Origin of the sequence: Nocardioides sp. JS614, from assembly GCF_000015265.1 — a bacterium.
GTDB lineage: Bacteria > Actinomycetota > Actinomycetes > Propionibacteriales > Nocardioidaceae > Nocardioides.
This window is the reverse complement of record NC_008699.1, coordinates 4,496,319-4,509,007: the sequence shown is the minus strand read 5'-3', so window position 1 is coordinate 4,509,007 and position 12,689 is coordinate 4,496,319. Positions and strand designations below refer to the sequence as shown.

General features: G+C 70.4%; 13 protein-coding genes. 8 read left to right on the top strand and 5 right to left on the bottom strand.

What is annotated here, in order from left to right; translation table 11 throughout:
- Window positions 1–133 precede the first annotated feature (133 nt).
- From NOCA_RS23065 to NOCA_RS23055, 3 genes are all read left to right on the top strand, one after another.
- Window positions 134–337 (top strand): cold-shock protein, encoded by a 204-nt coding sequence (locus NOCA_RS23065; RefSeq protein ID WP_011757695.1) that lies wholly within the window; start codon window positions 134–136, stop codon window positions 335–337.
- A gap of 211 nt (window positions 338–548) precedes the next feature.
- Window positions 549–713 carry a hypothetical protein gene (locus NOCA_RS27855; RefSeq protein WP_172419871.1) on the top strand — a complete coding sequence of 55 codons (165 nt, stop codon included), beginning with the start codon at window positions 549–551 and terminating at the stop codon, window positions 711–713.
- A 56-nt stretch (window positions 714–769) separates the two neighbouring features.
- A complete protein-coding gene (locus tag NOCA_RS23055) occupies window positions 770–1,102 on the top strand; it encodes a metal-sensitive transcriptional regulator (protein WP_011757693.1) in 333 nt (110 codons plus the stop codon).
- 85 nt (window positions 1,103–1,187) lie between these two features.
- On the opposite strand, the gene NOCA_RS23050 is transcribed toward NOCA_RS23055, so the two are convergent.
- Window positions 1,188–2,228 (bottom strand): hypothetical protein, encoded by a 1,041-nt coding sequence (locus NOCA_RS23050; RefSeq protein ID WP_049774618.1) that lies wholly within the window; start codon window positions 2,226–2,228, stop codon window positions 1,188–1,190.
- Window positions 2,229–2,365: 137 nt separating this feature from the next.
- Window positions 2,366–3,439 (bottom strand): hypothetical protein, encoded by a 1,074-nt coding sequence (locus NOCA_RS23045; RefSeq protein WP_011757691.1) that lies wholly within the window; start codon window positions 3,437–3,439, stop codon window positions 2,366–2,368.
- Window positions 3,440–3,481: 42 nt separating this feature from the next.
- Between NOCA_RS23045 and NOCA_RS23040 the strand changes: the two genes are divergently transcribed.
- The 5 genes from NOCA_RS23040 to pstB all read left to right on the top strand — a co-directional run bounded on the left by NOCA_RS23040 (window position 3,482) and on the right by pstB (window position 8,557).
- Window positions 3,482–4,342: an NUDIX hydrolase gene (locus NOCA_RS23040; protein ID WP_011757690.1), complete on the top strand. Its 861-nt coding sequence runs from the start codon at window positions 3,482–3,484 to the stop codon at window positions 4,340–4,342.
- 170 nt (window positions 4,343–4,512) lie between these two features.
- Window positions 4,513–5,625 (top strand): phosphate ABC transporter substrate-binding protein PstS, encoded by a 1,113-nt coding sequence (gene pstS / locus NOCA_RS23035; RefSeq protein ID WP_011757689.1) that lies wholly within the window; start codon window positions 4,513–4,515, stop codon window positions 5,623–5,625.
- A gap of 94 nt (window positions 5,626–5,719) precedes the next feature.
- On the top strand, window positions 5,720–6,658 hold the full coding sequence (gene pstC / locus NOCA_RS23030; protein WP_011757688.1) for a phosphate ABC transporter permease subunit PstC: 939 nt from the start codon (window positions 5,720–5,722) through the stop codon (window positions 6,656–6,658).
- Window positions 6,659–6,663: 5 nt separating this feature from the next.
- A complete protein-coding gene (pstA, locus tag NOCA_RS23025) occupies window positions 6,664–7,740 on the top strand; it encodes a phosphate ABC transporter permease PstA (protein WP_011757687.1) in 1,077 nt (358 codons plus the stop codon).
- A gap of 37 nt (window positions 7,741–7,777) precedes the next feature.
- Window positions 7,778–8,557: a phosphate ABC transporter ATP-binding protein PstB gene (gene pstB, locus NOCA_RS23020; RefSeq protein ID WP_011757686.1), complete on the top strand. Its 780-nt coding sequence runs from the start codon at window positions 7,778–7,780 to the stop codon at window positions 8,555–8,557.
- A 174-nt stretch (window positions 8,558–8,731) separates the two neighbouring features.
- On the opposite strand, the gene NOCA_RS23015 is transcribed toward pstB, so the two are convergent.
- The 3 genes from NOCA_RS23015 to NOCA_RS23005 all read right to left on the bottom strand — a co-directional run bounded on the left by NOCA_RS23015 (window position 8,732) and on the right by NOCA_RS23005 (window position 12,655).
- Complete coding sequence (locus tag NOCA_RS23015; protein ID WP_011757685.1) at window positions 8,732–9,730, bottom strand: inorganic phosphate transporter; 999 nt, start codon at window positions 9,728–9,730, stop codon at window positions 8,732–8,734.
- A gap of 1 nt (window position 9,731) precedes the next feature.
- Window positions 9,732–10,349: a DUF47 domain-containing protein gene (locus NOCA_RS23010; RefSeq protein WP_011757684.1), complete on the bottom strand. Its 618-nt coding sequence runs from the start codon at window positions 10,347–10,349 to the stop codon at window positions 9,732–9,734.
- A 143-nt stretch (window positions 10,350–10,492) separates the two neighbouring features.
- The gene (locus NOCA_RS23005) at window positions 10,493–12,655 is read right to left on the bottom strand and encodes an RNA degradosome polyphosphate kinase (protein WP_041546857.1); all 2,163 of its coding nucleotides are present in this window, start codon (window positions 12,653–12,655) and stop codon (window positions 10,493–10,495) included.
- Window positions 12,656–12,689 lie beyond the last annotated feature (34 nt).

Here is a 12,689-nt window from a genome sequence, read left to right as displayed (position 1 = left end):
CGGAGTTTGTGATCCAACGGCGTTTCTTCTTCCGTGGGCCTGCCACTCACGTAAGTCGGAGCGACGGTGTCACCGCATCTGGTGCGGACCGTCGAAGTGACGGTTCTCGCCCCGACTAAGGAGTATCGAGCACATGGCTCAGGGCACTGTTAAGTGGTTCAACGCGGAGAAGGGCTTCGGCTTCATCGCGCAGGAGGACGGCGGCGACGACGTCTTCGTGCACTACTCGGCGATCCAGACCCAGGGTTACAAGTCCCTGGACGAGAACCAGAAGGTCGAGTTCGACGTCACCCAGGGCCCGAAGGGCCCGCAGGCGGAGAACGTTCGCCCGATCTGATTCACGCAGGAGATCTCGGACCCCGGGTCCGAGCAGTCTTCGAGGAGGCCCCACCCGCACGGGTGGGGCCTCCTCACCATCTCGGCCACCGTCTGGGGGGTCCCGGATAGCCCGGTCGGGTCAGATTTGCCGGTGAGCGTTTGGCGACCGCGGCAGTCGGGCACGCTTGCCGGGAGGAGGGACCCCGGCAATGCGTATGAGGAGTGATGAGGTGCACGACCAGTTCGACGTGACCCTCGAGGACTCCGACCTCTTGGGCGAGGTCGAGCTCACCACCAACCTGATCATCGCGGCCAGCGAGTCCGATGATCACCTGTCGGCGGACGAGATCGACCAGATCTTGGGCGTGGTGCCGGAGCCGCGGCACGAGGCCTGACGCCCGGCCGCGCGCCGACTTCCGCACCAGATACCCCTCCCGGGTATGCTCTGGGCATGACAGAGCACGGGGCAGAGGTCGGGACACACTGCGGCGTGGAGCACCAGCACGGCTACATCCACCGCAAGGACGACTACCTCAAGCGGCTGCGCCGCATCGAGGGGCAGGCGCGCGGGCTGCAGCGGATGGTCGAGGACGAGAAGTACTGCATCGACATCCTCACCCAGGTCTCCGCGATGACCAAGGCCCTCCAGGCCGTCTCCCTCGGCCTGCTCGAGGAGCACATGTCCCACTGCGTCCTCGACGCCGCCCGCTCCGAGGACGATGCCGCCGCCCAGGAGAAGATCACCGAGGTGCTCGACGCCGTCTCTCGCCTGGTCCGCTCCTAGATCGACGATAGTCCCTGACGATTACGCGGTCTCCAGCGCGAAATCACCGCACAATCGTCAGGGACTATCGTCCGCGCAGACGAGCTCAGGCTGCTCGGTGCGCCAGGAGCCGGCGGCGGGCGTCGGCGTCCAGAGCCCGGCGAGCCTCGACCGTCGTGGTGTCGCGCCACCAGTGCGGGCGCTCGATCGTCCACCGGCGGCGTGAGACGGGGATGTCCGCGGCCCGGTCGTAGGCGGCGAGCAGGCGCCGCATGAAGTGCGTCGGGTCTGCGACGTCTCCGGTGAGCATGGTGACGTACTCCAGGCCATGGGAGCGGAACAGGTGCTCGCGCCGCTCGTCGCGGGACCGGTGCTGCCCGGTCAGGTGCAGCGCACTGTCGTACTCCCCGACCACCCCCGCGACCGGGTCGAGCAGGTCGGGGGTGCCGAGCAGCTTCCCGTCCGGTCCGAAGACCGGCACGTTGCACAACGGCGCCGGCATCCCCGCATCGAGCTCCCAGCACATCCGCATCCCCGCCTCTTGCGGCGACCAGCAGTTCTCCCGGGCGAGCGGGATCGCCCCGCGGCAGCGCGGGATGCCGGTCCATCCGGGGAGGGTCGCCGCGTACGCCGCCACCTCGTCGAGCGAGACGGCGTCGTTGAAGCACGCCAGGTCCAGCGTGATGACGGCGTCGCGGAGGCTGCGGGCGTAGCGCATCTCGAAGCAGACGGATCGCACCGCGGTCGTGACCCGCACTCCGTCGACCAGGATCATGTCGGTGTCCAGGAGGCGCTCCTCGCTGGTCGCGATGCCTGGTTGCGGTCGGATCGCGCGGTTGCCGCCGACCGCGAGGGTCACCGGCCGCACCGGTCCGCCACCCCACGGCGTGCCGTCGAACCACACCGACTCGAGCCAGGAGAGTCCTGCCCACCCGGTGACGGCACCCCACTCATCGGGGAGTACGGCGGCCGCCTCGACGGTCCGCTGATCGACCCGCGTCGCGTCGACGTGCGCCGGCACGTACAACCCGCGGCTCGAGCACCGCCAGTGTGGCCCCCTGACCGCGCCCGGGGTCGGCCCGCCCTGCCCGGCTCGGTCGATCCGCATCGGCAGGACCACATCGCGACTGACGCCAGAGAGATCCATGCCCCGGACCATTCCCCTCCGTGGGCAACCCCCTTCCGTTCCTCCACAGCCCGGTAGTCCCTGACGATTGCGCGGTCCCGCCAGCCAATCCACCGCACAAACGTCAGGGACCACCCCAAAGAACTCGACAAGCGCCGTCAGCAGGTGGCGAACAGCACCGGGCCGGTGGAGAGGTCGGAGAGCACGTAGGCGCCCCGGCGGGGGGTGAGGTCGAGACGGACCACCCGGCCCCGGGCGGTGGCGGAGTCGAGCGAGAAGCGGTCGGCGAAGTCCCCGCCCTGGCCCGGCGCCGGTCCGTCGGCCAGGGCGGAGCGGCTGTCGGCGTTGCGCCGCGCCTGGTCGTCGGTCTCGAAGCCCATCGCGACCCGGACCCGACCGTCGGGCTGCACCGACATCGCGAAGCCGGTGAGCGGGTCGACGTCGCCGGCCTCCCGGAGCAGCTGGTCGGCCTGCGCCTGGTCGGAGGCATCGGCCTGGCCCATCGCGAGCGCCCCGCAGGCGTACGGGCCGTCGTATACCGCTGCGGACAGCGGGTCCCCCGACGCGGCCAGGACGTCGTCGACGCCCTCGGGCAGGTCGCCCTCGCCCAGACCCGCGACCGCCTGCTCGAGGTAGTCGGCGGTGTCGCTGGTGAGCACGAGGTGCCGCCCGGCGTCGAGCGCCACGAACTGCAGCTCCGGGGTGAGGTCCGCCCCGAGCGTCGGCAGCAGCTGGTCGCCGCCGAGCCAGACCTGGCCGTCCTCGGCGCCCGCGGCCGGGCGGGTGAAGCCGGCTCCCTCGAGCCGGTCCGCCAGGTCGGCGAAGTCGGTGTCGTCGGGCATCCGGAGGATCACCACCGCGCCCGCCTCGGACTGCGCGAACAGCTCCCAGTCGGCGGTGCCGGGGGAGAACCCGAAGCGCGCCTGCAGCACCGGCGCCGACTGCACCAGCGCCGAGGTCGAGGTCAGGTCCCGCTCGTAGCCGCGGTCCAGGAAGTCCCGGACCTGCTCGCCGGACGACGACTCGTCGAGCCGGGCGCCCACGTCCGCGCGGACCGCGGCCCAGTCGGTCCAGGAGAGCCGCTGCGCGTCTCCGGGGGCGTACGACGCCGCCCGCTCCAGCTCGCTGCGCTGCCCATCGCGCCACCACCGGACGCCGACCACCGCGGCGCCGGCCAGGACCGCGAGCGCCGCGACCACGGCGACCGTCACGATCGCGCGACGTCTGCCCACCTGGGTCTCCTGTTCCGGCCGGGGTGGTGTGACACTAGCGGCATGCCCGGGAAGGACGTGCTCTCCGCCGGTGTCGTCGTCTTCCGTCCGGGGAAGCGGGTGCTGCTCGTGCACCGGCCCCGCTACGACGACTGGTCCTTCCCCAAGGGCAAGCTCGACCCCGGCGAGCACGCCGCGGCCGCGGCGGTGCGCGAGGTCGAGGAGGAGACCGGGCTGCACGTGCGGCTCGGCCCGCCGCTGACCGGCCAGCGCTACCCGATCGCCGGCGGCCGGACGAAGGCCGTCTCCTACTGGACCGGTCGGGTCGTCGGCGCCGACGACGTCAGCGGCTACCGCCCGAACGCCGAGATCGACCAGGTGCGCTGGTTCGAGTACGACGCGGCCGTCGACCGGCTGAGCTACGACTACGACCGCGACACCCTCGCGCAGGCCCGCCCGCTGCGCCGCAAGACCCACACCCTCGTGGTGCTCCGCCACGGCGAGGCCCGCTCGCGCAAGGCCTGGCGCCAGGACGACCGGCTGCGCCCGCTGGTCCAGGCCGGCCGGCACCAGGCCCAGCGGCTGGTGCCGCTGCTGGCGGCGTACGACGTCACCCGCATCGTCTCCTCCAGCAGCGCGCGCTGCGTGGAGACCGTGGGCCCGTACGCCGACACCACGGGCTGGAAGCTCGAGCTCGAGGACGGCCTGAGCGAGGAGGACGCGACCGCTCCGTCGGTGGTGGCTGTCGTCGACGAGCTGGTCGCCGCGGAGGAGGGCGCGGTGGTCTGCACCCACCGGCCGGTGCTGCCGGCGGTCTTCGACGCCCTCGGCGTCTCCGACCCGCAGCTGGCGCCCGGCGCGATGCTGGTCGCGCACCTGCGCCAGGGCAAGGTGGTCGCCACCGAAACGCACCAAATACACTAGTGGTCAAGTGGTTCTGGCCGAGTTCACGTGATGTCCGTCTCGTGACCGGCTCGCGGTTTCCGACTGGGCGGTTCGAGTTCACCGCTCGTTCACCGACGACCCCGGAACCGTCCACCTCTGCTGCCTAACTTCGGTGCTGTCCTAGACGACAAGACATCAGGAGCTTCGAAGTGATTCGCACTTCCATCCGCCGGGCCGTGGTGCCCGGGATCGCCGTCCTCGCGCTCGCCCTCACGGGCTGTGGCGCCGGCAACGAGAGCGACTCCGGCAGCGACAGCGGCTCGGGCAACGGCGACAGCAGCCTCTCCGGCGACCTCAGCGGCGGTGGCTCGTCGGCACAGCAGGCCGCCATGGGCGCCTGGGCGGTCGGGTTCCAGGACGCCAACTCCGGCGTGACGATCAACTACGACCCGATCGGGTCGGGTGGTGGCCGCGAGAACTTCATCTCCGGTGCCTTCCCGTTCGCGGGCAGCGACGCCTACCTCACCGACGACGAGGGCGAGCTCTCCAAGGCGCAGGAGCAGTGCGGCGGGACCGTGATCGAGGTTCCCGACTACGTCAGCCCGATCGCGATCGCCTACAACCTGCCCGGCGTCGACGACCTGAACCTCGCGCCCGCGACCCTGGCCGGCATCATGACCGGCGCGATCACCCAGTGGGACGACCCGGCGATCGCCGCGGACAACCCGGACGCCGAGCTCCCCGCCGAGCGGATCAACGCGGTGCACCGCTCCGACGAGTCGGGCACCACCGAGAACTTCACCGACTACCTCGACGCCGTCGCCGGCGACGTGTGGGACGCCGGTGTGGTGGAGACCTGGCCGAGCAACTACGGCGGCGAGGGCGCCAAGGGCACCTCCGGTGTCGTCCAGACCATCGGCAACTCGGAGTACTCCATCGGCTACGCCGACGCCAGCCAGACCGGTGACCTCGGCCAGGCCAACATCAAGGTCGGTGAGGAGTACGTCGCCCCGTCCGCGGAGGCCGCCGCGAAGATCCTCGACGTGTCGCCGGAAGCCGACGTCGCGACCGACACCCAGCTGGTCTTCGACCTCGACCACACCACCGAGGAGGCCGGCGTCTACCCGATCGTGCTGACGTCCTACCTGCTCGCCTGCGGCTCGTACGACGACGCCGCGACCGCCGAGCTGGTCAAGGCGTTCGCCGGGTACATCCTCAGCGACGAGGGCCAGCAGCAGGCCGCCTCCGAGGCGGGCTCCGCCCCGCTGTCGAGCGACCTGGCCGCGAAGGCGCAGGACATCGTGGCCCAGATCGGCAGTTGACGATCAATCGCAGTAACGTCGGGCGAGGGGTCGGGCCATTGAAGGTGGCCGGGCCCCTCGCTCCACGTGTTCCAGACGAGCAGGAGATCCAGAGGTGAGCGTGACGCAGCCAGCAGCGCTGGACCGCGAGGAGTCGACCGGACGCGTCGGCGACGTCGTGTTCGCCGGCGTCAGCCGCGGCTCGGCCATCGTGATCATGCTCGCGCTCGCGGGCGTGGCGGTGTTCCTGCTCCAGCAGGGGCTGCCGGCCCTGGGCAACCACGGTGAGGCGGCGTACGGCAAGGACAGCATCTGGGGCTTCGTCTGGCCGTTGCTGTTCGGCACCCTGCTCGCCTCGGCGATCGCGATGCTGGTGGCCGCGCCGCTGGCCATCGGGGTGGCGCTGATCATCAGCCACTACGCGCCGCGCCCGGTCGCGAGGGTCCTGGGCTGGCTGATCGACCTGCTGGCCGCGATCCCCAGCGTCGTGTACGGCCTGTGGGGCATCCAGTTCCTCGCCCTGAACATGGTGCCGGTCTACAAGTGGCTCGAGGACCAGGCCGGCTGGATCCCGTTCTTCGAGGGGCCGGTGCCGAACTCCGGGCGCACGATGTTCACCGCCGGCCTGGTGCTGGCGGTGATGGCGCTGCCGATCATCACCGCGATCTGCCGCGAGGTGTTCGCGCAGACCCCGAAGATGCACCAGGAGGCCGCGCTCGCGCTCGGCGCGACCCGGTGGGAGATGATCCGGCTCGCGGTGTTCCCCTACGCCCGCTCGGGCATGGTGTCCGCGGTGCTGCTCGGCCTGGGCCGCGCGCTGGGCGAGACGATGGCGGTGGCCATGGTGCTCGCGCCGACGCTGCTCGTGTCCTTCAACCTGGTCACCGCCGAGAAGAGCTCCTCGACGATCGCCGCCAACATCGCGCTGAACTTCGGGAACGCGTCCGGCTCGAAGATCGAGACGCTGATCTTCTCCGGCCTGGTGCTCTTCGTCATCACGTTCGCCGTCAACTTCCTCGGCCGCGCGATCGCGGCCCGGGGCCGGAAGGGCTGAGAGACATGGTCGACCTGCAGACCGCGCCGCCCGTGGGCCCGCGCCAGTCGATGCCGTTGACCGGCGCCACCCTGCCTCGTCTCGCGCCCGCGCTCGCGACCGTGATCGCCGGTGGCGTCGGCGCCCTGGCCGCCCTGATCGGCGGGTTCGGCTGGGTGGCGGCGATCTTCGTGGCCTGGCTGGTCCTGGTCGTCGGCCTGCCGCTGTGGTCGCGTGCCGTCGAGGGCGGCCGCAAGGCCCGCGACCGGGTCGCGACGCTGCTCGTCTGGTCGGCGTTCGGGCTGGCGATGATCCCGCTGGTCTCCCTGGTGTGGACGGTGGTCAGCAAGGGCATCGGCATCCTGTCCGGCCAGTTCCTGACCTACTCGATGCGCGGCGTCCTCGGCGAGGGCGGCGGCATCTACCACGCGATCATGGGCACCCTGGTGATCACCGCGTTCGCGACCCTGATCTCGGTGCCGATCGGCGTGCTCACCGCGGTGTACCTGGTCGAGTACGGCAAGACCTCGAAGCTGGCGCGGGTGATCACGTTCCTCGTCGACGTGATGACCGGCATCCCCTCGATCGTCGCCGGCCTGTTCGCGTACGCGCTGTTCGCGCTGTTCTTCGGACCCGGCGTCCGGATGGGCTTCGGCGGGGCCGTCGCGCTCTCGGTGCTGATGGTGCCGATCGTGGTGCGGGCCGCCGAGGAGATGCTCAAGCTGGTGCCCGACGAGCTGCGGGAGGCGTCGTACGCCCTGGGTGTGCCGAAGTGGCGCACGATCACCAAGGTGGTGCTCCCCACAGCGGTCTCCGGCATCGTCACCGGTGTGACGCTCGCGGTGGCGCGGGTGGCCGGCGAGACCGCGCCGCTGCTGGTCATCGCGGGCCTGACGACTAGCACGAACCTCGACCCGTTCAGCGACCGGATGGCAACGCTGCCGGTGTTCATCTTCTACTCGATCACCGAGCCCGGCCTGTACGTCGACGAGATGACCGACTACGCCTGGGGCGCCGCCCTCGTGCTGGTCGCGATCGTCATGTTCCTGAACGTCGTCGCCCGCGTCGTCGGCGGCTTCTTCGCCCCCAAGACCGGCCGCTGACGGCCTGCGCAGCACGAGAGAACGAGGACCCACCCCCATGGCCAAGAGCATCGATGTCTCCGACCTGGACATCTACTACGGCGACTTCCTCGCGGTCGAGGGCGTCACGATGACGATCAAGGCGCGCTCGGTGACTGCCTTCATCGGCCCGTCCGGCTGCGGCAAGTCGACGTTCCTGCGCTCGCTGAACCGGATGCACGAGGCGATCCCCGGCGCCCGCGTCGAGGGCAAGGTGATGGTCGACGGCCAGTCCCTCTACGAGCCCTCGATCGACCCGGTCGCCGTACGCCGGCAGATCGGCATGGTCTTCCAGCGGCCCAACCCGTTCCCCACCATGTCGATCTACGAGAACGTGCTGGCCGGCAAGCGGCTGAACGCCAAGCGGATGTCGAGGTCCGACGCCGACGACCTGGTCGAGCGCTCGCTGCGCGGCGCGAACCTGTGGACCGAGGTCAAGGACCGGCTCAACAAGCCCGGCATGTCGCTGTCCGGCGGCCAGCAGCAGCGGCTCTGCATCGCCCGCGCGATCGCGGTCGAGCCGCAGGTGCTGCTGATGGACGAGCCCTGCTCGGCGCTCGACCCGATCTCCACGGCGGCCATCGAGGACCTGATCCACGAGCTCAAGACCGACTACACGATCGTGATCGTCACCCACAACATGCAGCAGGCCGCCCGGGTCTCCGACGACACCGGTTTCTTCAACCTCAAGGCCGCCGGCGAGCCCGGCCACCTCGTGGAGTTCAACCCGACCACGAAGATGTTCACCAACCCCGACGACGAGTCGACCGAGGCCTACATCTCCGGCCGCTTCGGCTGAGCCGCCGCCGCCGGTCCCGGCCCGAGCCCTTGCCGCGCCTGCCTCGCCGGCCTCGCCGGACCGACCACGATAGTCCCTGACGGTTGCGCGGGCTGGGAGCGCTCCCAACAGCGCAAACGTCAGGGACTACCGAAGGCGGGCCTCGGGGCTACCGCACGGAGGGCCGCGCGCGGCCTACTGGCCGATGATGAGGTGCAGCACCCAGTAGGAGGCGGCGGCGGCCAGGCCGGCCATCGGGAAGGTGAGCACCCAGGCCGCGACGATCGAGCGGGCCACCCCCCAGCGCACGGCGGAGAGGCGCTTGGTGGCGCCGACGCCCATCACGGCCGAGGTGATCGTGTGGGTGGTCGAGATCGGGGCCTGATAGGCGTACGCCGTGACGTAGAGGACCGAGGCCGCGACCGACTCGGCGGCGAAGCCACGGGGCGGGTCGAGGTGGATGATCCGCCGGCCCAGGGTCCGCATGATCCGCCAGCCGCCGGACCAGGTGCCCAGCGAGATCGCGCCCGCGGCGGCCGCGATCACCCACAGCGGCAGGTCGTCGCCGTCGGCGACGTAGCCGCCGGTCAGCAGCGCCAGGAAGATCACGCCCATCGTCTTCTGGGCGTCCTGCAGGCCGTGGCCCAGCGCCATCGCGGCCGCGGAGACGGTCTGCGCGAGCCGGAAGCCGCGGGTGGCCTTGGAGGGGTTGACCCGGCGGAACAGCCACAGGATCGCCAGCATCACCAGGAACGCCAGGCTGAAGGCGACCAGCGGCGAGACGAACATCGGGATGACGACCTTCTCGATCACCGTCGCCCAGGACACCCCGACGCCGGCGGCGAGCGCGGAGCCGACCAGGCCCCCGATCAGGGCGTGCGAGGAGGACGACGGGAGGCCGAAGTACCAGGTGATCAGGTTCCAGGTGATCGCCCCGACCAGCCCGCCCATCACGATGACCAGGCCGTGCGAGCCCGACGGCGGGCTGATCGTGTCCGAGACGGTGTGGGCGACCTTCTGGCCCAAGAACGCGCCGACGAAGTTCATGATCGCCGCCATGCCCAGCGCGATCCGCGGGGTCAGCGCCCGGGTGGAGACCGACGTGGCGATGGCGTTGGCGGCATCGTGGAAGCCGTTGGTGTAGTCGAACGCGAGGGCGACGACGACGACCGCGATGATGATCGCGAGGTCCAAGTCAGGACTCCTTGACGGCGATCTGCTCCACGATGTTGGCGACCTTCTCGAACGCGTCGATCGCCTCCTCGAGAGACTCGACGATGTCCTTGAGCTTGAGCACCTCGATGGTCTTGAACTCGCCGCTGAACAGCTTCGCGAGGGTGCGCCGGTGGTTGCGGTCGCCGGTGTTCTCGAGGCGGTTGACCTCGATCCAGTACTCCTCCAGCGAGTGCATCGACCGCAGGTTCGGCATCGCCGCCGCGGTCAGCTCGGCGCAGCGCTGGAGCACCTCGACCTGGGTCGAGAGCTCGGGCGGCATCACCTTGACCTCGTAGAGCAGGATCAGGTCGACGACCTCGTCCATCATGTCCATCACGTCGTCGAGGCCCGACCCGAGCGCGTAGATGTCCTCCCGGTCGAACGGCGTCACGAAGGTCGAGTTGACCTTGCGGATCAGCGCGTGGGTGGTCTCGTCGGCGTTGTGCTCGGCCTCGCGCATGCGTCGGGCCACGTCCTCGTGGTCGGCGGCCTCGCTGAGCATCTCGGCAAGCAGCTCGGCCCCGGTGACGAGGTGGTGTGCGGACTCGGTGAACAGGTCGTAGAACGACGTGTCGACGGGTCGGAATCTCAAACCCACGGATAACTCCTGCTGAGGAGGAAGAGAACGCGCAACAGACTAGGGGGTCGGTGGCCGGATCGCGCAAGCGAGGGTCGCGCGACGGTGGTGAGCCGGATTACGCGCGGCTCGGGAGGAATTCGGGGTGCGGTTCGGGCCCCGGTTCACGGCGACGTACGGCGCCGCCGCTGCGACTCGATCAGCGCCTCCTGGAGGTGCGTGTCGCCGTCGTTGCGGCGCCACTCACCGGTGCTGTCCAGGTCCCAGGCGATGGTGTCGGGGTCGAAGGCGAGGTCGAGCAGCCGGCCGACCTGGCCGACGCTGTCCTCGTCGGGCAGCCGCACCAGCACCTCGACCCGACGGTCCAGGTTGCGGTGCATCATGTCGGCCGACCCGATCCACGCGGTCGGGTCCCCGCCGTTCTCGAACCAGAAGATCCGGCTGTGCTCGAGGAACCGCCCGAGGATCGAGCGCACCGCGATCGTCTCCGAGAGCCCGGGCACGCCGGGGCGCAGCGCGCAGATGCCGCGGACCAGCAGCTCGACCGGCACCCCGGCCTGGGAGGCCAGGTAGAGCGCGTCGATGACCGCCTCGTCGACCACGGAGTTGGCCTTCAGCCGGATCCGGGCCGGCCGCCCGGCCTGGTGGTGGGCGACCTCCTGGTGGATCTGGTCGACCAGGCCGGTGCGGATCGAGTCCGGTGCGACCAGCAGCTCGTCGTACGTCGCGTTGCGCGACCACCCGGAGAGGTTGTTGAACAGGTGGGCGACGTCCTCGCCGATCCGCTCGTCGGTGGTCAGCAGGCCGAGGTCCTCGTAGAGCCGGGAGGTCTTCGGGTTGTAGTTGCCGGTGCCGATGTGGGTGTAGCGGCGGATCCCGTCGGGCTCGTCGCGGACCACCATCGAGAGCTTGCAGTGGGTCTTCAGCCCGACCAGGCCGTAGACCACGTGGCAGCCGGCCTGCTCGAGCTTGCGGGCCCAGCGGATGTTGGCCTCCTCGTCGAAGCGGGCCTTGATCTCGACGATCACCAGCACCTGCTTGCCGGCCTCGGCGGCGTCGACGAGCGCGTCGATGATGGGGGAGTCGCCGGACGTGCGGTACAGCGTCTGCTTGATCGCCAGCACGTGCGGGTCGGCGGCGGCCTGCTCGAGGAAGCGCTGCACCGAGGTCGCGAACGAGTCGTAGGGGTGGTGCAGCAGCACGTCGTGGCGCCGGGTCGCCTTGAAGACGTCGACCGGCGCGGCCGACTCCACCTCGGCGAGCCGGGGATGGGTGGAGGGCAAGAACGCGGGGTACTTCAGCTCCTGGCGGGGCAGGTCGGCGATGTCGTGCAGGCCGCGCAGGTCCAGCGGGCCGCGCAGCCGGAACACCTCCTCCTCGGAGATGCCGAGCTCGGACATCAGCAGGTCGAGCACCTGCGGCGCGATCGACTCCTCGACCTCCAGGCGCACCGGCGGGCCGAACCGGCGGCGCAGCAGCTCCTTCTCCAGCGCGGCCAGGATGTTCTCGGCGTCGTCCTCCTCGACCTCCAGGTCCTCGTTGCGGGTGACCCGGAAGGTGTGCACCTCGAGCACCTCCATGCCGGGGAACAGCCGCTTGAGGTGCTCGCGGATCACGTCCTCCAGCGGCACGAACCGCTGGTTCCCGACCGGCACGAACCGGGCGAAGATCGGCGGCACCTTCACCCGCGCGAAGTGCTCCTTGCCGGTGCGCGGGTTGCGGATCAGCACGGCCAGGTTGAGCGAGAGCCCGGAGATGTAGGGGAACGGGTGGGCCGGGTCGACGGCGAGCGGGGTCAGCACCGGGAACACCCGGTCGCGGAACAGCCGCTTGCAGGTCTTCTGCTCCTCGCGGTCCAGGTCGCCCCAGCGGACCAGCTCGATCCCGGCGGCGGCGAGCGCGGGCACCACCTCGTCGCGGAACACCCGGCCCTGCCGCTCGAGCAGTCCACGGGTCGTCGAGAGGATCACGTCCAGCACCTCGGTCGGCATCAGCCCGGACGCGGCCGGCACGGCCACCCCGGCCGCGATCCGGCGCTTGAGGCCGGCGACCCGGACCATGAAGAACTCGTCAAGGTTGCTGGTGAAGATCGCCAGGAACCGGGCCCGCTCGAGCAGCGGCAGCCGGCTGTCCTCGGCGAGCTCGAGCACCCGCTGGTTGAACCGGAGCCAGGAGAGCTCCCGGTCGAGGAAGCGGTCGTCGTACTTCTCGACCGCGGCGATCTCGTCGTGGTCGGGCTGGTACGGCGGCTCCACGTCGAAGGGCTCCTCCGGGACCTCCTCGCCGCGGCTGGAGACGGCGTCCGAGGGCAGGCTCTCCAGGCTCATGCCGGCCAGTCTGGCACTACGGCGTGAACGGTAG